This is a genomic window from Microbacterium gorillae (genome assembly GCF_050990725.1).
Taxonomy (GTDB): Bacteria; Actinomycetota; Actinomycetes; order Actinomycetales; family Microbacteriaceae; genus Microbacterium; species Microbacterium gorillae_A.
The window spans coordinates 1,602,146-1,623,194 of sequence record NZ_CP158844.1; the positions used below are offsets into that span (position 1 = coordinate 1,602,146).

General features: G+C 63.7%; 14 protein-coding genes. 8 read left to right on the forward strand and 6 right to left on the reverse strand.

The features are described from left to right. Nucleotides 1–2 precede the first annotated feature (2 nt). The 4 genes from ABTV68_RS07050 to ABTV68_RS07065 all read left to right on the forward strand — a co-directional run bounded on the left by ABTV68_RS07050 (nucleotide 3) and on the right by ABTV68_RS07065 (nucleotide 5,360). Entirely contained in the window at nucleotides 3–938 is a 936-nt protein-coding gene (locus ABTV68_RS07050) for a carbohydrate ABC transporter permease (RefSeq protein WP_052679080.1), read from the forward strand. Beyond that, on the forward strand, nucleotides 935–1,843 hold the full coding sequence (locus ABTV68_RS07055) for a carbohydrate ABC transporter permease (protein ID WP_433676916.1): 909 nt from the start codon (nucleotides 935–937) through the stop codon (nucleotides 1,841–1,843). Before ABTV68_RS07050 ends, ABTV68_RS07055 begins: the two co-directional genes overlap by 4 nt. A gap of 109 nt (nucleotides 1,844–1,952) precedes the next feature. After that, nucleotides 1,953–3,434 carry a GH1 family beta-glucosidase gene (locus ABTV68_RS07060; RefSeq protein WP_433676917.1) on the forward strand — a complete coding sequence of 494 codons (1,482 nt, stop codon included), beginning with the start codon at nucleotides 1,953–1,955 and terminating at the stop codon, nucleotides 3,432–3,434. Nucleotides 3,435–3,503: 69 nt separating this feature from the next. After that, nucleotides 3,504–5,360 (forward strand): glycoside hydrolase family 3 protein, encoded by a 1,857-nt coding sequence (locus ABTV68_RS07065; RefSeq protein WP_433676918.1) that lies wholly within the window; start codon nucleotides 3,504–3,506, stop codon nucleotides 5,358–5,360. A 136-nt stretch (nucleotides 5,361–5,496) separates the two neighbouring features. Here ABTV68_RS07065 and ABTV68_RS07070 read toward each other — a convergent pair whose 3' ends face one another. Further along, nucleotides 5,497–7,140, reverse strand: a complete 1,644-nt coding sequence (locus tag ABTV68_RS07070) for an endo-1,4-beta-xylanase (protein WP_433676920.1) — start codon at nucleotides 7,138–7,140, stop codon at nucleotides 5,497–5,499. Between the two features lie 257 nt (nucleotides 7,141–7,397). Between ABTV68_RS07070 and ABTV68_RS07075 the strand changes: the two genes are divergently transcribed. The 3 genes from ABTV68_RS07075 to ABTV68_RS07085 all read left to right on the forward strand — a co-directional run bounded on the left by ABTV68_RS07075 (nucleotide 7,398) and on the right by ABTV68_RS07085 (nucleotide 12,071). Further along, entirely contained in the window at nucleotides 7,398–7,865 is a 468-nt protein-coding gene (locus ABTV68_RS07075; protein ID WP_433676922.1) for a hypothetical protein, read from the forward strand. 193 nt (nucleotides 7,866–8,058) lie between these two features. Beyond that, the gene (locus ABTV68_RS07080; RefSeq protein WP_433676923.1) at nucleotides 8,059–10,545 is read left to right on the forward strand and encodes a family 78 glycoside hydrolase catalytic domain; all 2,487 of its coding nucleotides are present in this window, start codon (nucleotides 8,059–8,061) and stop codon (nucleotides 10,543–10,545) included. Further along, nucleotides 10,542–12,071, forward strand: coding sequence for a family 43 glycosylhydrolase (locus tag ABTV68_RS07085; RefSeq protein ID WP_433676924.1), 1,530 nt, complete (start codon nucleotides 10,542–10,544; stop codon nucleotides 12,069–12,071). Before ABTV68_RS07080 ends, ABTV68_RS07085 begins: the two co-directional genes overlap by 4 nt. Before the next feature lie 402 nt (nucleotides 12,072–12,473). Here the strand turns inward: ABTV68_RS07085 and ABTV68_RS07090 are convergent, their stop codons facing one another. From ABTV68_RS07090 to ABTV68_RS07110, 5 genes are all read right to left on the reverse strand, one after another. Next, nucleotides 12,474–13,088, reverse strand: a complete 615-nt coding sequence (locus ABTV68_RS07090; protein ID WP_433676925.1) for a GDSL-type esterase/lipase family protein — start codon at nucleotides 13,086–13,088, stop codon at nucleotides 12,474–12,476. Between the two features lie 89 nt (nucleotides 13,089–13,177). Further along, complete coding sequence (locus ABTV68_RS07095; RefSeq protein ID WP_433676926.1) at nucleotides 13,178–14,347, reverse strand: glycoside hydrolase family 1 protein; 1,170 nt, start codon at nucleotides 14,345–14,347, stop codon at nucleotides 13,178–13,180. Nucleotides 14,348–14,370: 23 nt separating this feature from the next. Continuing rightward, nucleotides 14,371–15,159 (reverse strand): SDR family NAD(P)-dependent oxidoreductase, encoded by a 789-nt coding sequence (locus ABTV68_RS07100; protein ID WP_433676927.1) that lies wholly within the window; start codon nucleotides 15,157–15,159, stop codon nucleotides 14,371–14,373. Between the two features lie 14 nt (nucleotides 15,160–15,173). Next, nucleotides 15,174–17,381 (reverse strand): glycoside hydrolase family 3 C-terminal domain-containing protein, encoded by a 2,208-nt coding sequence (locus ABTV68_RS07105; protein ID WP_433676928.1) that lies wholly within the window; start codon nucleotides 17,379–17,381, stop codon nucleotides 15,174–15,176. Nucleotides 17,382–17,401: 20 nt separating this feature from the next. Then, a complete protein-coding gene (locus ABTV68_RS07110) occupies nucleotides 17,402–19,852 on the reverse strand; it encodes a glycoside hydrolase family 2 TIM barrel-domain containing protein (RefSeq protein ID WP_433676930.1) in 2,451 nt (816 codons plus the stop codon). Nucleotides 19,853–20,086: 234 nt separating this feature from the next. Between ABTV68_RS07110 and ABTV68_RS07115 the strand changes: the two genes are divergently transcribed. Next, a complete protein-coding gene (locus ABTV68_RS07115) occupies nucleotides 20,087–21,046 on the forward strand; it encodes a LacI family DNA-binding transcriptional regulator (protein WP_433676931.1) in 960 nt (319 codons plus the stop codon). The last annotated feature ends 3 nt before the right edge of the window (nucleotides 21,047–21,049 follow it).

Consider the following 21,049-nt stretch of genomic DNA (forward strand, 5'->3'; position numbering starts at 1 on the left):
TGATGGCTCGCAAGTGGACCCGGTACCCGAAGCGGACGTTCTACGCGTTCGTCGCACCGTGGGCAATTGGTTTTCTGCTGCTGACCGCAGCGCCTATGGTGTACGGGTTCGTTGTGAGCCTGACCAACTTCGATGGAAGCTCGCCCCGTTTCAAGTGGGTGGGGCTAGCGAACTACATCGAGCTGTTCTCCGACAGCGACGTTTGGGCGGCACTTCTGAGAACGCTGGGTTTTGCAGCTCTCGTCGTGCCGCTCACCGTCGGCGGATCCCTGGGCCTGGCCGTCCTCATCAACCGTCGGCTGAGAGCGGTGGGTCTGTGGCGCACCGTCTTCTTCCTGCCCTCGGTTGTGCCGGTGGTGGCGATGGCCATCATGTGGAAACTCGTCTTCAACAAGGACTCGGGCATTCTCAATGCCATCCTCGGGACGGTCGGGGTTGACCGCATCGCGTGGCTCATCGACCCGATGGTGTTCTACTCGCTCATCATCCTCATGCTGTGGGGATTGGGAGGCGGCATGATCATCATGCTCGCAGCGCTCCAGGGCGTTCCCGCTGAGCTCGAGGAAGCAGCCATCGTCGATGGTGCTGGGCGTTGGACGGTCTTCCGTCACGTGACGATCCCGATGATCTCGCCCATCCTGTTTTTCCAGCTTGTCACTGGCGTCATCACCGCACTGCAAGTGTTCGTGCAGCCGTTGCTGCTGACGAACTCCTCCGGGATCTCCGCCGCAGGCGGCGTCCCCGACAGCACCACGCTGTACATGGTGCAGGTCTATCAAGAGTTCTTCCTCAGCAACCGATTCGGCTACGGTTCGGCGATGCTCTGGATCTTCTTCATCATCATCCTCGGCCTCACCCTCGTCCTGCTGCGCTCCAGCAGGTCCTGGGTCTATTACGAAGTCGACACTGAAGCCGAAAGCGAAGGAGCAAAGCGATGACCATGGAAGACACCTCCACGCGAGCGATGGTCGCGCCGGCTGCTCGCCGCACACCTCGTCGGCGTAACGTTCTCACGAACGCCAAGAAGCGACCGACGGCATGGACGTACATCCTTATCCTCGCGCTCACTGCCTTCTTCGTCGGCCCGTTCATCTGGCTTGTCCTCGCTGCGCTGAAGACGCCTGCCGAGTGGGCCTCGCTGCCCATTTCCATCCTCCCTGAGGAGGCGCAGTGGAATAACTTCGTCTCCGCGCTTACCGATATGAACTTCATCGGGTACGCGGGGAACTCACTCTTCGTAGCGACGACCTACTCAGTCCTCATCACCCTGTCCAGCGCCGCCGTCGGGTTTGGGTTCGCCCGTCTCCGCGCGCCCGGCAAGAAGGCCCTGTTCATGGTCGTTCTCGCGACCATGATGATCCCCCAGATTCTCACTCTCCTCCCGACGTACGTGATGTTCGCGCGTATCGGACTGCTGAACACCTACTGGCCGTGGGTCCTTTGGGGTCTGGCTGCCTCGCCGTACATGGTTTTCCTCTTCCGTCAGTTTTTCTCCTCGCTGCCCAAGGAACTGGAAGACGCAGCCATCATCGACGGCGCGGGATGGTTCCGCATCTTTGTGGCCATCTTCCTTCCGCTGTCCCGGCCTATCCTCATCACCTCATTCCTGCTGTCGTTCACGTGGACCTGGGGTGACTACATCGCCCCGGCTCTGTTGCTCGACTTGGACCGAACGACGCTCGCTGTGGCCATCACGGCCTGGTATCAGGACCCCAACGGCAACGTGATTCCGACGATCCAGGCCGCGGCCGCGGTGATGTACATCATCCCTGTACTGCTGATCTTCTTCTTCGCCCAGCGCTACTTCGTCCAGTCGAACGTCTCCTCCGGGATTAAAGGCTGATCCATCTCCCGGCCGGGCCGTATCGACGGCCTGGCCGGGGCACCACCCCGGGCCGCCCGCTACCAGCGGGTCCCTCGGACTCGTCACACAACCGACAGGAACTGTCTTCATGCATGACCACCTGATCCGAAACGGCACCCTCGCGTTCCCGCCCACCTTCACTCTGGGAGCGGCGACCGCGGCGTACCAAATCGAAGGCGGCGCCACAGAAGGTGGTCGTGCGGCATCTATCTGGGACACGTTCAGTCACACCCCAGGGAAGACGGCGGGCGGCGCCACCGGTGACGTGGCAGCTGATCATTACCACCGCGTGACGGAAGACCTAGGGCTCATGGAAGCCCTCGGTCTCGACGCGTATCGTTTCTCCATTTCCTGGTCGCGCGTCATGCCGCTGGGGGAGGGCGACGTCAATCCGGCAGGTATCGAGTTCTATTCCACTCTCATCGACGGCCTCCTCAGCCGCGGTATCGACCCGGTGGTCACGCTGAACCACTGGGACCTCCCGCAAGCGTTGGAGGACAAGTACGGCGGATGGCGTGGTCGGGAAACGGCCTACGCGTTCGAGAAGTACGCCGAGGTGGTCGGCGCGGCGTTCGGAGATCGAGTCGCGATCTGGAGCACGCACAACGAGCCGTGGAACAACTCCTTCTCCGGCTACGGAAGCGGCGCATTCGCGCCAGGAGGCACCAGCCACGAGGACGCGCTTAAGGCTGCGCATCATCTCAACCTTTCCCATGGTCTGGCGGTGCAGGCACTGCGGCGAACCATCACTCGTCCGGATGCTCGGCTGTCCGTTGCGCTGAACATTTTCCGGGTCCAGGCGCAGACGCCGGCCGACGAGGACGCCGCCCGGCGTTTTGACGCGGTCGCGAATCGCGTCTTCACCGGACCGATGCTCCGCGGTGAGTATGACGCCGACCTTCTCGAGGACACACGCATGTTCACGGACTGGGCGTTCGTTGAAGCCGGCGACCTCGAGGTCGCGCACCAGCCGCTAGACCTCCTCGGTGTGAACTACTACGAAGTCATGCATATCCGTCAGGCGCCAGGATTCGTGCCCGGTAGCGAGACAGCTGGAGGCACGGCATTCCCCGGTTCGGAGCAGGTCGAGTTTGTCCGCCGAGGTGATCTCGCGCGAACCGGAATGGACTGGGGTATCGAGCCGCAGGGACTGGAAGAGCACCTGGTGGCACTGTCCGCGCAGTTCCCCGACCTGCCGATCATGGTGATGGAGAACGGAACAGCCTTCCCCGACGAGGTCGTTGTCGTCGACGGCACGCGCACAGTCCTCGACCTGGATCGCACCAGCTACCTTGCAGACCATGCAGCCGCCACCCATCGCGCCCTGTCGCGAGGCGCGAACGTCGTGGGGTACTTGGTGTGGTCTCTGCTCGACAATTTCGAGTGGGCGGCCGGATACGGCCCGCGTTTCGGCATCATTCACGTCGACTACGAGACACTCGAACGCACCCCGAAGCTGAGCGCCCAGTGGCTCACCAGGCTCTGCTCGACGCGCACGGTGCCGGTGTTGTCCTCGTCCGGCTCTCCGGAGCTCGACGCTCAGCTGGCAACGACGTCTGCGGACCGCTGAGGACGAACGAACAGTTGTGACATCGGCGCACCACGGGGTGTGCCGCCTGACCAGGGATAGGGAACCGCAGTGAAACCGACTCAGGCCGTGACAGAAGACGGAGTGGCTTACCGAGACCTCAATGGCAACGGGGTGATGGACCCGTACGAGGACCCTCGGTTGTCGCCTGAGGAGCGCGTCGCGGACTTGCTGCCCCGTCTCTCGTTGGAGGAGAAGGTGGGGCTCCTCTTTCAGACCGTCATCGAAGTCGGCCCCGGAGGAACCCTCCTGGAAACGTCAGGGCACATCAGTAAGTCGCCCACGTCGACCGTGGTTCGGCACAAGCACATCAACCACTTCAACGTGCACAAGCTCGAATCCGCGGCAGAGGCCGCGTCCTGGAACAACGCACTGCAGGCCCTCGCCGAACAGAACCCGCACGGGATCCCGGTGACGATCTCAACCGACCCTCGGCACTCGTTCACAGAGAACAGCGGTGTGGCATTCTCCGCGGGCCCGTTCTCGCAATGGCCGGACGCCCTGGGGCTTGCTGCTCTGGACGACGACGACGCGATCCGTGATTTTGCCCGACGTGCAGGGAACGAGTACCGCGCCGTCGGGATTCGCGCGGCGCTGCACCCCCAGATCGACCTGGCCACGGAGCCACGCTGGGCGCGGCAGCTGCAGACGTTCGGAGCGGATGAGGAGCGGGTGTCGCGATACACGCGTGCGTACCTGTCCGGGTTCCAGGGTGATGCCTTGGGACCGGGCAGCGTGGCATGCGTCACGAAACATTTCCCTGGCGGTGGGCCACAGAAGGACGGAGAGGACGCGCACTTCCCCTATGGCCGTGAGCAGGTCTACACCGCCGAGGCTTTCCAGACTCATCTTCAGCCGTTCATCGCAGCTATCGAGGCCGGCACGGCAGGCATCATGCCTTACTACGGCATGCCCGTCGGATTGACGATAGACGGCGAACAGATCGAGGAAGTGGGGTTCGGCTATAACCGACAGATTCTCACCGGTCTTCTGCGGGAGAAGCTCGGATTCGACGGGGTTATCCTCACCGATTGGGAGCTGGTGAATGATAACTACGTCGGCGAGCAGGTGCTTCCTGCCCGGGCTTGGGGCGTAGAGCACCTGGATGCCCGCGGCCGAATGCTGAAGATTCTGGAAGCCGGCGCTGACCAGTTCGGTGGGGAAGAGTGCACGGACGTCCTGCTTGATCTTGTCCGCATCGGTCTGGTCGACGAACGACGACTCGATCAGTCGGCTCGTCGCCTCCTTCTCGTGAAGTTTCAGCTGGGCCTGTTCGACAACCCTTACGTGGACGTTGATCAAGCGGTTGAAGTGGTCGGCTCTGCGGAGAACGCTGCGGCAGGGCTGCGGGCTCAAGCGCGCTCGCTGGTCATCCTCGAGAATCGCGACCAGTTCCTTCCGCTCCGCGGCACGCCACGAATCTACGTCGAGGGTGTGGATCCGGTTGTCCTCGAAGGACGTGCCCACGTAGTGTCAGATCCGGCTGAAGCAGACCTTGCCATCGTCCGGGTCAGCGCGCCGTTCCAGCCCCGAAACGACCTCTTCCTTGAGGACTACTTTCACCAAGGGGACCTCGAATTCGCTCCCGGTCTCATCTACCGCCTGCAGCAGATCGCACACAGCACCCGCCTTCACGTAGACGTTGCCCTCGACCGTCCGGCAATCCTTGAACCGCTGACGGGGTTGGTGTCCGGACTCACGGTCAGCTTCGGGGTCAGCGACGAGGCACTGTTGCTCGCACTCACCGGGGGTATCGAACCACGGGGGGTTCTCCCTGTCGAGATTCCACGGTCGATGCACGCGGTTCGTGCGTCCCACGAGAGCATCCTGGGCACGGTGAACCCGCTGTACAGCGTCGGCGATGGACTGCGTCTCGGCTCGGACAGCGAGGCAGCTAGTCGGGCCTAAGTAAGTCCGGGTGCCTGCAACCCTGCCGTTAGGCGGTGGGCTGGCCGCGTCCGCCTTGCGGGGGCGTCAGCGAACGCGGCCAGCGGTTCGGGGTGGGGCGGGCGAACAGAGAAAGCCTGCTCGCCCACCCCGCTGATCAGTCCACCGTTACGACTACGGGTTCAGATGAGGTTGAGCCGTTCGCGTTCGTGAACGTCGCTGTCAGCGTGTGCGCTCCGCGGGCGACACCGTCCAACGTGAGCGTTGCGGTCTGCGCATTCGGGGTCGCTGCGCTCAGCTCGCCAGCCCCGACCTCCACACCGTCGAGGAAGAACGCATACGAGGTGGCGTTGGTTCCCCACCACAGGTTCGCGGTCGCGATGAAGTTCCCATCGCGGTCCCAGTTGTCCGTGCTGACCACCGGCTGTGCCGGTGCGGCGTCGGTGACGGTCACCGTGACAGAAGACGTGTGGGTGACGCCTTCTGAGTTGATGAGCTCGGCGCGGTATGTGTACGTGCCGTTCGCCTTGCCCGAGAACTCCGTTGATGCCGTCTGGGACCTGACATCCACCGCATTCAGCTGCTGGCCGTCTACAAGAACGTCGTTCTCGTAGAGCCGGTAGTAGCTGCCGGGCGTCCCATGCCACAGGTTCATCTCGATGTTGTAGTTACCGTCGCGGAGCCCGGTTGCCCACCCTGCAGTGCTCGACAGAACTGCCGCGCTGGGTGCGGAGCCGTTGTGGATATAGGACTTGAGGGCGTCGCGAACCGCTACGAAGGCCGGCTTCGGATTGAACTCCTCGTCGAACATCGTCGGCTTCGCGCCGGGAAGCCAGGTATAAAGGTGCTTGTCCGTGAAGCCCCACACGCTGATGTCGGTCACCCCAGCCGCGAGTGCTTCAGCGACGACATCTCCGTAGATCTGAGCCTGCGAGATCGGGTCGTAGGTGTGCACATCGAGCTCGGCGATGGTGACCTCGAGCCCGAGCGCGCGATAGTCGTTGATGATGTCGGTGAGCACTCCAGGTGTCGGGCCGACATATGTCTCATGCATCTGCAGGGCCACGCCATCGAGGGGGACGCCATCTGCGACCATGCCTGCGACAAGGTCATAGAGCTCCTGCCGCTTGGCGGGATAGAACTCGACCATGTTCTCGTTGATGAAGAGCTTCGCCGTCGGGTCTGCGGCATGCGCGATGCGCAGCGTTTCGGCGACGTAGTCCGGGCCCATGCGCTCATAGAACAGGTTGTGTTCGAGGCCCTCGCCGCCGAAGGTCGTGAACATCTCCGTGACGATGTCCCACCGATCCATCTTTCCGCTGTAACGCTGCATGATGGTCTCGAAATGCTCGACGACAGCGGCCCGGAACTCTGCCGGATCGGTCTTGGCGACCAGATAGTCGGGGTTGAACGACCGGGAGATGCCGCTGTGAGCTTTGACCTCCATGTCATGCTCCTGCGCGAAGGCAACGAGACGGTCGAGGCCGGCGAAGTCGAAGACGCCCTCCTCCGGCTGCACCATGTTCCACTTGAACTCGTTCTCAGGTGACAGGCTGTTGAACTGCTCGGACAGCGTTGCCCCATAACGGGGGTCCGTGAAGTAGTTGGCGGGGCGGTCGTCCGTTGTGGATTCTGAGGCCTTCACGGAACCAGAGCCGAAAAGGATGCCTGCTTGTTCGGCAAGCTCTCGGATGGTTGGTCCGGAATCGTTGGTGTTGTTTGCCATGGCGGGTGCGGAGGTGATAAGGGATGCTCCAAGGAAGAGGGTAGATACGAGGGCGAGCGTCTTGCGTGTTCTCATGAGTCTCTGATTCTTGTTCTCCGCGCGCAAACCAGCGTCTGCGCGCGGTAGGGAAACTGCAGGGAGGGAACTCGAAAATGTGCGTTGCGGGGCGTCGCAGATCCTTTCTGACTCATCTTTGAGTGGGATCGAGAGCCGCCGGCACACTCATCGTGCTGACGGTTGGAGAAAATGTATCAGACGTACGGATTTCAAGGAACCGCCTGTTGCGCTCCCGCGGCACGGAGGATGAAGTCGCGGGCGCTTACGCTGAGTGGATGGATGACGGTGGGGTCGGTGACGCTCAGCGTTCGATGAAAATCCTCATGAACAAGCAGTACGAGGCGCACCAGTTCGCGCTGGTCGACGTCGCTCAGCTCCGCGAGTGGTGGGAGTCGCCGGTGAACGACATCATGCGAGATCTTCACCGATGTCGAGCGGAGTGTGCCGGCCGCCACGACCCTGCCTGTCAATATGTGCAGGGCATAGATGCCCAGGCGGCCGTGGACGATGCGGCAGCGTACATAAGAAGCCTTCGCGGCGAGGGCGCCATCCCGCTGTCCATCGACTCCGCGACCGTCGGTGTCATGGCTCCGGACGGATCGGCGCAAGCGCTTTTGACGCTGTCCTTGATCCTCGACCCTCTTGTCGTAAACGCGGAGGGGCGATTCGGAGAGGGCCGACATCGGTTGCGCACGATTCTGGGTGAGGGTGTCACGGGGGACGTTCCTGTGATCGTCGGGTGACACGCGTCCCGGGTTTGTTTCCGCGACCGGGGATGTGTGCCGCTCGTCGCCCGCGGCTCCGGAGAACACGAGCGAGCACAGCGCCCACGCGACATACGTTTGACGCGCGTCAATATTCGTGATTACCTGACAGAGTCCTCGTGTCGTTCGCGCGGGGATCACGCTACGGCGAGGCGCACAGAAGGGCCCCGACATGACCACGACCCACCCCGTCCTTTCTCCCGAGGCACAGTTCATCTCGGCAGCGAGAGTAAGCGAGGAGGGGGATCCGGCGCCGTACTTCCGCCGAGAGTTCCAGGTGAGCGAGGGCCTGCGCTTGGCCACGTTGCGCGTAACCGCACTCGGGATCGTCACCAGCTTCGTCAACGGACGACGGGTGGGCGAGGATGTCCTCGCGCCGGGATGGACCGCGTACCAACACCGCATCGCCGTTTCCACGTACGACGTCACCGAACACATCACGCCGGGTGACAACGCGCTCGGAGCGATAGTCGCGGAAGGGTGGGCGGTGGGAAAAATGGGGTTCGAGCTCAAGCGCCATCACTACAGTGACCGCCCCGCTCTGTCGGCTGAGCTGGTGTTGGAGTACGAAGACCGAACCGAAAGCATCACGACGGATCAGAGCTTCCGCGTGGGTGAAGGCGCGGTCCGCTCCGCGAGCATCTACGACGGTGAGGTGTACGACGCTCGGCTGCAGCCGACCGGATGGGATCTGCCTGGATTCGATGACTCCGCTTGGGAGCCGGCGACCGTGCATCCGCAGGACCTCTCCGTGGTGACGGCGGACGGCCCACCGCCCATCCGCCGCACCGAGGAGCTGCCTGTTGCCTCCATCATCTCCACGCCAGGCGGTCGCACGGTCGTGGACTTCGGACAGGTTCTCACCGGGTGGGTCCGCATTCGCGTCAGCGGGGAAAAGGGGCAGACCGTGGTTCTGCGCCACGCTGAGCTTCTCAATGCGCACGGCGAACCAGAGTACGAGACTCTTCGCACCGCTAAAGCAACCGACACCTACACGCTCAAGGGCGACGACGAGGAGACCTGGGAGCCGGACTTCACCTTCCACGGTTTCCGATACGTCGATGTCGAGGGCTGGCCTGGTGAGCTCGACGCGACCGCTCTGACCGCGGTGGTCGTCCACAGCGAGATGAACCGCACCGGGTGGCTGGATACCTCGGATAGCCTGCTGAACCGCCTGCACCAGAACGTGGTTTGGTCCATGCGTGGAAACTTCCTTGGTGTTCCGACCGATTGTCCGCAGCGCGACGAGCGACTGGGATGGACGGGTGATCTCCATGCCTTCGCGCCGACAGCCGCATTCCTGTACGACGTGCGAGGAGTACTCGGGTCCTGGATGAAAGACGTTGCTGCGGAGCAACGTGAGAAAGGGTACGTGCCCTTCTACGTGCCGGACGTATCGACGACTCCCTCGGCGCCGACCGCGCTGTGGAGCGACGTGGTCGTCGGGTTGCCGTCGATCCTCTACCGGGAATACGGTGACGTCGAAATCCTCCGCCAGAACTGGCCGGCGATGACAGCCTTCGTGGACCAGGTCGAGGCTCTCCTCGACCCCACGGGTCTGTGGGGATCGGGCTTTCAGTTTGGCGACTGGCTTGACCCGGATGCACCGGCTGACGATGCGAGCGGCGGCAAGACGGACCGGCACTTGGTGGCCTCCGCGTGCTTCGTGAAAACGGCGCAACAGATGGCGGATGCCGCGCGGGCACTCGGACTGGTCGACGAAACAGCGCGGTACACGGAACTGGCCGAGCGCACCCGCACCGCCTTCCGTACCGAGTACCTGGCCCCGTCTGGACGCCTCGTGAGCGACTCGGCAACGGCCTACGCGCTCGCGATTTGCTACGACCTGCTGGAACCGGAGCAGCGAGTGCGTGCCGGTGAGCGGCTAGCGCAGCTCGTTACAAAGAGTGGCTACACCGTGTCCACGGGTTTCGTGGGAACCCCTCTGGTCGCACACGCGCTCTCCGACACGGGGCACGTCGATACCGCTTACCTCCTCCTCACGGAGAAGGAGTGCCCATCGTTCCTCTATCCGGTGACTCAGGGCGCAACGACCATCTGGGAGCGATGGGATGCGGTCCGTTCTGACGGAACTCTGAACTCCACCGGTATGACCTCTCTCAACCACTACGCGCTGGGATCCATCGCACACTGGATGCACCGTGTCATCGGCGGTCTTGAGGCCGTGGAGCCTGGATACCGTCGTATGCGTATCGCCCCGCAGCCAGGTGGGGAACTCACGTCTGCACTCCTTGTGCACGACACCGTCCTCGGCGAGGTCCGCATCGCATGGAACATCACCGAGGGACAGGTCTCGATGACGGCGACGGTGCCCGAGGGGGCCTCTGCGGAGGTCGTGCTGCCCAACCATCCGGATGGTCTCGAACTGGAGGTGGGGGCGGGAACCCACACCTGGTCCTATGACGTCGGCGTCGAGGAGCACGAGGACTATACCTTCGATACGTCCCTGAAGACCTTGGCCGAGGATCGCACGGCGTGGCGAGCGCTGACTCAGGTCTTCAAGAAGCACCTTCCGTTCCCCATCGATGCATCAGGGCCTGACGCATCGCACGTCAATCTCAACATCCTGCTGGCCGCAGTCCCGCACAGCACCCCGGAGCTCGAACGAGACCTCCGTGAGACGTTGGCCGCGCTGTGACGAATCGAGGCGACATCAACGTCTTCTGCAATCCCCTCGATCTCGCATACCGGTACCAGGACTTTGCCCGCGGACCGTTGCGTGCGGTCTTCCGGGAGGCGGCGGACCCCTCGGTGGTGCGGTTCCAGGACCACTTCTATATGTTCGCGTCGATGAGTGGCGGATTCTGGCATTCGGCTGATCTGCGTCAATGGCATTTCGCCGCCGCGCCTGACCTGCCCGCAGGGGACTACGCGCCAGACGTCCGCGAAGTCGACGGGGCGCTCATCGTCACGGCGTCGAGGCGGAAGCCCGGCAGTCCCATCTTCCGGTCGCGCGACCCTCTCGGCCAAGGCTTCGAGCAGATCAGCGAAAGTGCCTTCGCGTGGTGGGACCCGAACCTGTTCCAGGACCTCGATTCTCGAACGTACCTGTACTGGGGGTGCTCGAACAAAGAGCCGTTGCGAGGCGTCGAAGTGTCTCCGGACTCTTTCCGCCCGCTGGGGGAACCCGTCGACGTCCTGTCGGGTGACATTTCTGCGTACGGCTGGGAGCGAAACGGCGAGAACAACCGGATGGCCCCTCCCGTGACGCTGGGCGAGAAGTTCAGTGCGAAAGCCTTCGGTACGCACAGCCCGTCTCCGTATCTGGAAGGCGCGTGGATGACGCGCCACAAAGACACGTATTACTTCCAGTACGCAGGGCCGGGCACCGAGTACAACGTGTACGCCGACGGCTATTGCACCGCTCCATCCGCCCTCGGCCCGTTCACTCCGTCGCCGCACAACCCGTTCTCGTCCAAGCCCGGCGGATTCATCACCGGCGCCGGCCACGGCAGCACCTTCCAGGACGCGTACGGGAACTGGTGGCACGCAGCCACCATGCGGATCTCCGTTAACCACCGGTTCGAGCGCAGACTGGGTATCTTCCCCGCGGGGTTCGACGATGACGGCGTGCTCTTCTGCAACCAGACCTTCGGCGACTACCCGACGGCCGTCCCCGATGGTCCGGCCGACCCATGGGCAGCGAGTATGGGATGGATGTTGCAGTCGTACCGTGCGCGTGTGGCCGCGAGCTCTGCAGCTGTAGGCCATGGGCCGGAACTGGCTGTAGATGAAGACGTTCGCACCTGGTGGGTGGCTGGCGATGAGAGTCCAGGGGAGACGCTCACCCTCGACCTCGAGCAACCGCGTGAGGTGCATGCCATCCAAATCAACACCGCTGACCACCAGCTCGCTCGCCGCAAGCCCCGCCGGCCCCGCCGTGGTCCGGACGAGCAGCCTGTCGCATTGCGGGCCGTGCATCCGCAGGACCATCCGGTGCGGTACACCGTGGAGACATCCGTCGACGGGGAAGCCTGGTCGATGCTGCACGACGGACGCACCGATGCATCGGATCGCCCGCATCGTCTCCTCGTCCCGGAACACCCGGAACAGGTGCGTTTCGTGCGCATCACGGGCGTGTCGTCGCCTTGGAACGCGCCTCTCGCGCTGAGCGGCGTCCCGGGTGTTCGGACACCACACGGTGCCGGCGCCGCCTCGAGCTGAAGCGACCGTGCGACGGACCGGTCCTCTCGACGCTGAAGTGACCTGGAAGGCTGTGCCTGGGGCTGATGGCTACAACGTCCGGTATGGCTTGCGCCCGGACCGGCTGTATCACTCCTGGCAGGTACTCGCGGCCGAGTCGGTCACCCTCTCTACCCTCAACGCTGGGGAAGAGTACTGGGTCGTTGTGGACAGCTACGGCCCTGGCGGCGTCACGCAGGGGGAGCCGATGCACTTGTCGCGGGACACGTCCGGAGCGATACCTGCTGGATCATGATGGCTCCGCTAGCGAGCGCTCAACACCCAGGGACTCGCGGACTTTGAGACTCTAGCCAGGTGGGGGATTGACCTCTACCTGGCTAGAACCACTGGGTGAGAGCCGGTGGATCGCCGGCTACCGAGCTCTCAAACTGCCTGACCATTTCGCTCCGTGCCCCCAGCTTTGATCGCCGCGACAAGCGGCTGCAGTTCGTGCACCCAGGCTTTGTAACCGGGGCCCGTCAGATGCAGCCCATCGATCGTCATTCCCGGTCGCAAGGCTCCGTCGGAGTCGGAGAGCGCCGGCCACAAGTCGATGTACCGAGCCGCGCACCGGTCCGCGACATCGACCAGTGCCGCATTCAGGCGCAGAACGGATGGCTTCCATCTCGCGCCGCGAGGCATCACGCTCTGGACGAAAACCTGCGCATGCGGTGCGAGAGCTCTCACGCGTGCGGCGATCCGCTCGACGTTCTTCGCGATCACGGGTATCGAGTACCCAAGGGTCAGATCGTTCGTCCCGATCAGCAAGAAGACCGCGGCAGGGTCGTTGATTGTCCCGTCGATCCGTTCCAACACCTGCACCGAGGTCTCCCCGCCAATCCCACGATTGACCGAGTGCTCGCCGGGAAACCATTCCTCCCACAGCCCTCCCTCGGTGATGCTATCTCCGAGGAACACAATGCTGTCGGGCGCAGGCAAGAGCAGTGCGAATTGGGTGCGCCGCGTCTGCTGGCCTTTCCCCATCTTCTTCTCAGTCACGTACAGCGCGGCCTTCAGGCGAAGACGGCTCACTATACGGCGGACAGGCCATAACCATCCGCCAACCGTGTGAGGAGAGGCGCTCACGTCTACACCCGATTTCTGCGAGCGACCTCCCCGAGCCAGTCCAGGCTCGGCTTCGGGTGACGCTCGAAGGTCTCCCGGTCTACTGCGACCAGTCCGAACGTGGGACCCCAATGGCCCCACTCGAAGTTGTCGAGCAGGCTCCAGTGGAGGTAGCCGCGTACGTCGATTCCCTCGGCGATGGCCGACGACAGGTCTGCGAGCGCCTGCGATGTGTAGGCAATCCGAGTGTCATCGTGCGCCGTGGCGATGCCGTTTTCGGTGACGAGGATGGGCACGTCAGGGCCGACGACCTCGCGAGCGTGACGTACGGCGATACCGAGAGCGTCGGGACGGTACGCCCAGCCCATGAGAGTGTTGTCGTCGGCTGCCGGGTGCGGAACGATGCCGTCTGCATCCACAGGCTGGCTCGTGTACGACTGTGTCCCGACGAAGTCATCATCGCGAGATACCTCGAGGTACTTGTCCTCGATGAGGTACTGCACCTCGGCGTACTTCTCCTCGTTGCCGGGAGTCGAGGTCAGCGCCTGGTTGCCGATGGTCCATCCAACTCGAGCCTTCGTGAGACGGAGGACCACGGCCTTCGCGGCACGGTGGGCCGCAATCAGCACGTCGCCGATCTCCTGATCAGGGAGACCGTTCTTCGGGTACTCGTTTCCCAACGCGACCTGTCGCTGGCCGCCATGTGTGATGGCCAAGATGTTGGGCTCGTTGATGGTGATGACCCACTCGACGTCCTCAAGAATCGTGCAGGCCTGCTCGACATATCGCTGGAACGCGTCGACAGCGCCTTCCCCCAGCCATGCCCCGCGGTCTTCGAACCACAGCGGGTGGGTGAAGTGGTGAAGAGTGACGATGGGCTCTAGTCCCAGCTTGCGCGCGGTGAGGATCATGCGTCGATAGTGAGCGAGCTCCGCGCGAGAGAACTGGCCAGGGAGCGGTTCGATGCGCGACCACTCGAGGCTGAACCGGTATGCGGTAAAACCGCGGTCCGACAGCAGCTGCATGTCTTCGCGGTACCGGTGATAGCTGTCCAGCGCGTCCCCGCTGGACTGGACACCGTAGTCTGCGGCCACCTGCTCGAGCCGCCACCAGTCGTTGTTGAGATTGTTGCCTTCGACCTGATGTGCGGCGGTGGCTGCGCCCCAGAGAAAGTGTTCGGGAAAATCTGACATGTCGGAACCATCCTTCGTTCTACTCACAGCACTGACGCCATCTGCTTCGCGATGAGGTTCGTGGTCCACCGCGGCGCCAACCTCACCAGCCGGTCGAGGGCCTTCGCGTCATTGCCGACCACGATTCGGAATGAACCGCGCTCGATGCCGCGAACAATGGCGACGCCTGCATCTCGTGGTGTCGTGGCTCGAACCTTCTTCGATCCCGCATCAAGCATGGCTACGCCGGAGTTCTTGCTGATCTCGGTCGAGATGTTCCCTGGGTAGATGGCGCTCACCTGTACGTTCTCGCCGAGGAGCTCCTGGTGCAAGCCCTCGGTGTACTGCTTGACGGCGCCCTTGCTCGCCCCGTAGAACGTCTGACCTGCAAAGGCGACGAGAGCGGACAAGCTAGACATGTTCGTCAGCGAGGCTTCCGGCCGCTGTCGGAGCGTGGGTAGGAACGCGCGGCACATGTTGACGGTGCCCCAGTAGTTCACTGCGAATACACGCTCGTGCTCCTCTTGGGTGAGGTCGGAGGAGTGGGCGAAACGGTGAATGATTCCGGCAATGTTGACCAGGCCATCCACGTGACCGTGTACGGCTTCGATGGCGCCGGGCAGTTTGGTGGCGCGGGCGGCGTCAGTGACGTCGCCCTGGTGGATACTGACGCGGTTGGGCACGATTGCCAACGCCGCAGTTTGGGCGAGTGCCTCTTCATCACGGTCGATAGCCGCGACCCGCGCGCCCTTTCGTACCAGCTCGAGTGCGATCTCGCGTCCCATTCCGTTTCCAGCCCCGGTTACGGCGAATACTTTTCCTTCGATCTGCATGTCAGCTCCGATGATCAGTGTGTACGGTCGGCGAGCAGCTGCAGCGCCTCGAGCGGCACGGGCAGGCCCGAGATGCGGACGAACTGCCGCATCGTCATAGAGCGCACCTGAGCCATCTGTTCAGCGGGCACTTCTACGGACGCGAACCCCAGGGTCTGGTTGGTCTCTTCCCCGATGGAGGGGTGGTCCAGCCAGGTGGCAATCGCGCTGTCGAGCGTGACTGCGCTGGCGGACTTGTCGCCTTCAAGCTCAATCGCTGCTTCTGCACGGACACTGGATGCGTCGTCCGCAAGCTGCACGCGATATTCGCCCTCCTTCACACTCCAGTCGGCGCGCTCCACGTCCCAGTAGGCGAAACTGCGCCTATCGAGTTCGAACCGCACTTCCCGCGACTCTCCGGGATCGAGAGTGATCTTCTCGAAAGCCCGCAACTCGCGCGTGGGCCGGCGCACGTCACCCGCATTGGTGGAGACGTACACCTGCACCACGTGCGCGCCAGCCCGCTCGCCCGTGTTACGAACGCTCACAGTGACGGACGCGGAGTCAGACCCCGTCACCTCGACGGACTCGAGCGAAGAATCGAACGAGCTGTAGGAGAGCCCGTACCCGAACGGGTAGCGCACCGGCGTCCCCGAACTGGAGAAGTAGCGGTATCCAACGAGCACTCCTTCGCCGTACCGAACGTGGCCCTGTTCCCCGGGGAAGTTCACCCACGACGGGTGATCCTCGAGGCGCAGCGGAATCGTCTCCGCCAGCCGTCCGGATGGGTTGACGGCTCCCGAGAGGATGCGAGCAATGGCGCGTCCGCCGCCCTGGCCGAGAACGAAAGCATCGAGGATCGCATCGACGTCGTCGTGCCAGCCCTCCAGGCTTACGACACCTCCATGGGAGAGTACGACGACCGTGCGCGCAGCAGAGGCGGCGACCCGGCGGATCAGGCGGATCTGATCAGCGGGGAGGTCCAGCGTGTTCCTGTCGAAGCCCTCGGACTCCTGTTCTTCCCCAAGGCCCGCGAAAACCACCGCGACATCAGCACGACGCGCTACGGTGACGGCCTCGTCTGCAAGAGACTCGGCGTCCGGGCTGCCGATGAGGCTGTACCCGGCTGCGTAGGTGACGGTCGATCCCTCACGCTCGAGCAGGGTTCGCAGCTCGGCGAGAGGCTCATCAATCTTGGTGGCGTTGACGTTCGCGCTCCCACCGCCCTGGAAACGGGGCTCGGTCGCGAGAAGTCCGATGACAGCGACGTCCACTCCCTTGGGAAGCGGCAGGACGGCGTGTTCGTTACGGAGCAGTACTGGGCAGCCTTCAGCGACGTCCTGCGCGAGGGCATGGTGGACGTCCACGTCAATCTCGACTCGCTCGGGGCGCGGTCGGGCCGCCAGAGCGGTCAAGAGAGTGACGGCAGCATCGACGGCGTCCATGCTGAGCGCCCCGGATTCTGCCGCCGCACGCAACTGCTCGATGTGCTCAGGTTCGGCGGGCATGGCGAGGTCGAGGCCCGCCTGCACGGCGGCGACCGGGTCGGTGACGGAGCTCCAGTCCGAGACGACGACGCCGTTGAAGCCCCACTCGTCACGCAGCACCTGAGTCAACAGCCACGGGTTCGCCCAGGCGTGAACACCGTTGATCTTGTTGTACGACGCCATCACCGAGCCCGGCCGAGCTTCCCGCACCACGCGCTCGAAAGCGGGGAGGTAGATCTCGCGCAGCGTCCGCTCATCAACGTCCGAGCTAATGGTCTGCCGGTTTGTCTCTTGATTGTTCGCCGCAAAATGCTTAACGGACACCGACGGGCCTTCGGCTTGTAGCGCTGTGGTGTACGCAGCACCGAGGACCCCAGAGATGAGAGGATCCTCGGAGTAGTACTCGAAGTTTCGCCCGCACAATGGGGTGCGCTTGATGTTCACCCCAGGTCCGAGCACGACATCCACACCCTGCGCGACGGCCTCGCGACCGACCGCGGTGCCGACGCGTGCAGCCAGCTCCGGGTCCCAGCTGGAGCCGACGGCCACACCAGGAGGGAAACAGGTGGCGGGATCACTCGCGAAGATCGCCAGATTGTCGTGTTGACCGGACTGGTGTCGCAACCCATACGGCCCGTCAGCGAGGAAGAGTGGCCGGATGCCGGCGGAAGGTACCGAGTGGGTCTCCCAGAACGTGGCGCCTGACAGTAGCGCGAGCTTGTCATCCAGCGGGATGTCCGGGGTGGAATCAGACATGGTTTCTCCTGGGTTGTGGGTCACGCGAGGCGTGGCGCCTCGTGGCTGACAGATGCGTCGGATGAGATGGCCCGCAGGGTGACGGTCGTCTCCCCGCGGTGGCGAGAGCGCGCGGTGATTCGCACCTCGCCCGTCTCCCCGGTCGAGCGGACAATCGCAAGCGCCCGCCCTCGGTAGGTCGTCGTGCGCGCCGAGAGGAACGAGTCCACAGGCGCCGGATTCGCAGTGCCAAACCCGACGAGTTCGGCGGGCCCGCTGACTTCGACGTCAACGTGGTCATCGTCGAGCATCTCGACAACACCGTCCGCGTCAGCCAACTCAACGTGCACGAAGGCGAGGTCGTCACCGTCGGCGAGAAGCGTGTTTGCTTCGGGACGCAACTGTACGCTCACGTCGTCTGACGCAGAACTCAGCTCACTGCGGCTGACCTCTGTGCCATCCCGGTAAGCGATAGCGCGCACGGTTCCGCTCTCCCACTGAGTAGTGAAAGAGAAGCGGAACTCTGTGTTCCGTCCGGCACGCCGACGCCCGATAGAGCGATCACCCACCACCAGCTCGATCTCGTCGGCGGTGCTGTACACCGTGATCTCCGCGCGCTTTCCTTCGCTGCCACGCCATGACCAGCTTTCCACCGCGTCGGTGACGCGCCACGCTGACCGGACGTAGGGCTGGCCGGCGCGGTCGAGTGGGCGAACAGTGATGACGGGCGCGTCAAGCACACCCCAAGCCGCCTGAGCGAGGCGAAGAGACGCGTCAGGCCGACCAGTGAGATCGAACATCCCGGGGCCCGCGACAACATACGGGTACGGTTTCGCCAGTCCGGCCTTCTTCCCGGGCACCCACACGGCCACTCCGGCCTCGCCGAGATACTCCCAGCCCGCCCACACGAAGTCGCCGATCACGGCGGGAATCTCCTGAGCAAGGCGCCACGCCTTCGCAACATCGCTCGGTAGTGTCTCCGAGCCCAAGATGACGCGGTGCGGGTAGCGCTGCGCATCGCCTTTGTAGCGTGCGATCCCGTAGTTGTACCCCGCGACGTCGACCGTGGCGAAGGCCTCTCGCGAGGCGCGGTCCGCGCGGGGGAGGCGGGAGACGACGCTCATTAGTCGTCCGATGTGATTGATCATCACGTTCGCTTCGGTGCTTCCCGCCATCGCCTCCTCGGAGCGATCTCCCTTCGCGCTGTAGGGCGACGCGTTCATCGAAACCATCGCGTTCAGGAAGAGATTGATGGCTACGGTGACCGGCCTGGTGGGGTCCGTGGTGTGGAAGTGCTCCGTGATCTCGCGCGACAGCTCAACGCCCGCGGCGGTGGCTGTCTCCGGGATCTCGTTACCGGACGCGTACATGATGACGCTGGCGTAGTTGCGGTCTTTCGCAATGAGCGCGTCAGCATCGTGGCGCCACGTGTCACGGAATCGGTCCGAGTGGTCGAACCGGGACTTGCGCACGAACCAGTAGTCGGCGAGCTCGTCCAACACGTACATCCCGAGTTCATCGCACGCGTCGAGAAGATCCCGCGATAGTGGATTGTGGGCGCTACGAATCGCGTTGAAACCCGCGTCTTTGAGGATACGGATCCGCCGGTACTCAGCTGCGCGATGGGTCGCCGCACCGAGGAGGCCGTTGTCGTGGTGGATGCATGCTCCGGCGAGGAGTACTCGCTTGCCGTTGATGCGAAGCCCCTGCTGAGCGTCGACACTCACCGTTCGAAGCCCGACTCTACTTCTCCACTCGTCGAGCACGTCGTCGTCTGTCTCGGCAGTCACAAGTAGCTCGTAGCGGAAGGGCGTGTCGGCGCTCCACGGGCGCGGATCAGTGACGTCGAGATGAATAGCGCCGGACGCGCCGTGAAGCAGCCCCTGCGCAACTGTCTCGCCGTTCGCGGTCAGTCGAGCGGTCACGCGGGTGGATGCCGGTGCCTCCCCGGACATGCGCACGTCAACTCGCACGCCTGCGCGAGCGCCTTCGATCTCGGTGGTCGTTACTCGCACGGAGTCGGTGCCGAAGTGTGTCAGCGGTCGAGTGACCACGTGGACGGGCCTGTACAGTCCGGAGCCCGGATACCATCGCTCTGCGGGCTGATCGCGATGGTGAACGATTACGCGTATGTCATTGACCTCGCCGCGTCTCACGACCTCAGTGATAGTCAGCTCTGTCTCGGTGTACCCGCTCCGCACGGTCCCGACCTTCTCGCCGTTGACCGTGACATCTGCGTCACCCTGGACGCCTTCGAAGACGAGCACGACCTCCCCGTCTCCGTGTGGGGCGCTCCACTGCGTCACGTAGTCGTAGTCGCCCCCGCGGAACCAGCCGGTCTCGGCGCCGCCGCTCGCTTCCGGGTCGCGCCCAGCTCGCAGCATCGCATCATCGGGGAGGCGGACGGTGACCTCGGTCCCATCGTCCGAAGTAACCCGCCACGTGGACAACAGCGTGTCGGACCGCGCAGCGGTAGGGCGCATCAAAGTCATCGTCGTCCTCAATCTGGTGCGAGGCCGAGGGGCCCCATGTGCATCAAATCACGAAGATTGACGCGTGTCAAAGCGGATAATCCTGCGCGTCCGAGAGGAGTCTGGGGAGTAGCGTCGACGACTCCCTGACGGCTGCTTCGAAGTCGGGCGGTGACGGGGCTAGGATGTTGACACGCGACAATGGGGCGTGGAGATTTTCTCGTAAACTGGCGAAGGCGCCAGAAGGAGACCGACATGACCAACAGTGCGGACGTGGCTGCGAGAGCAGGTGTCTCTAGGTCGACCGTGAGCCAGATTTTGAACGGCCACGGACATCGGTTTCGCCCGGACATGGTCGACCGCGTGCAGTCAGTCGCGCGGGAGCTCGGGTATCGGCCGTCCATCGCCGGTCGAGCCCTCGCCAGGGGCACCAGTGACATCGTCATCACGCTCCTACCCAATATCTCGCTCGGTCCGCGCCTTCGGGAACTGATTGACAGGGTTACTGATGAACTCGCACAAGCAGGGCGCACTAACCTCATCAGGTTGTCCTCCGGCGACGCGCAAATCGACGAAGCCGTCCTTGCGTTACGCCCCGCGGGGCTATGGAGCGTGGCGCCGCTGGCGCCAACCCAGCGCGCTCGTCTGGACGAAGCGAACGTGGCGGTAGTTGACCCTCCGCGCGAGTATCAGGAAGCCATCGACCGTGAAATCGGCGCGATGCAAGCACGACACCTCATCGAACGGGGCTACACAGCCGTTGCTATCGCAACTCCCGAGGCGCTGCGCGAGCAGCCTTACGCGACGGCCCGTGAGCGAGGAGCACTGGAGGAATGTCAGCGGGCGGGCGTCACGGTGTTGCCGACCATCCGCCTTTCCCTGGAGCGGGGGAGTAGCCAGCAGACGGCCGAGATGCTGCGGGGGCAGAGCGTCGGCATTGCGGCGTACAACGATGACGTCGCGCTCGCCATCATGTCGGCAGCCATTCGCGCCGGGCGCAATGTGCCGGGCGATATCGGAGTCATCGGGGTGGACAACACGATTGCGTCAGGGGTGACTGAACCGTCGCTGACCACAATCGACATCGATGTGCGTTTCAGCGCCCACGAGATCGTGCGGGCGCTTCTCGACGGGCCGGAGGTCTTCACCCTCGACGAGCTTGACACCATGAAGTCGTCGGTCTCGGTGGTCGACGGAGGTAGCACGGCGCGCTGACGT

Bases quoted from the DNA above. Each gene is read 5' to 3' on its own strand.
- ABTV68_RS07050 (WP_052679080.1), top strand. From the start codon at position 3: ATGGCTCGCAAGTGGACCCGGTACCCGAAGCGGACGTTCTACGCGTTC.
- ABTV68_RS07055 (WP_433676916.1), top strand. From the start codon at position 935: ATGACCATGGAAGACACCTCCACGCGAGCGATGGTCGCGCCGGCTGCT.
- ABTV68_RS07060 (WP_433676917.1), top strand. From the start codon at position 1,953: ATGCATGACCACCTGATCCGAAACGGCACCCTCGCGTTCCCGCCCACC.
- ABTV68_RS07070 (WP_433676920.1), bottom strand. From the start codon at position 7,140: ATGAGAACACGCAAGACGCTCGCCCTCGTATCTACCCTCTTCCTTGGA.
- ABTV68_RS07075 (WP_433676922.1), top strand. From the start codon at position 7,398: ATGGATGACGGTGGGGTCGGTGACGCTCAGCGTTCGATGAAAATCCTC.
- ABTV68_RS07080 (WP_433676923.1), top strand. From the start codon at position 8,059: ATGACCACGACCCACCCCGTCCTTTCTCCCGAGGCACAGTTCATCTCG.
- ABTV68_RS07095 (WP_433676926.1), bottom strand. From the start codon at position 14,347: ATGTCAGATTTTCCCGAACACTTTCTCTGGGGCGCAGCCACCGCCGCA.
- ABTV68_RS07100 (WP_433676927.1), bottom strand. From the start codon at position 15,159: ATGCAGATCGAAGGAAAAGTATTCGCCGTAACCGGGGCTGGAAACGGA.
- ABTV68_RS07105 (WP_433676928.1), bottom strand. From the start codon at position 17,381: ATGTCTGATTCCACCCCGGACATCCCGCTGGATGACAAGCTCGCGCTA.
- ABTV68_RS07110 (WP_433676930.1), bottom strand. From the start codon at position 19,852: ATGACTTTGATGCGCCCTACCGCTGCGCGGTCCGACACGCTGTTGTCC.
- ABTV68_RS07115 (WP_433676931.1), top strand. From the start codon at position 20,087: ATGACCAACAGTGCGGACGTGGCTGCGAGAGCAGGTGTCTCTAGGTCG.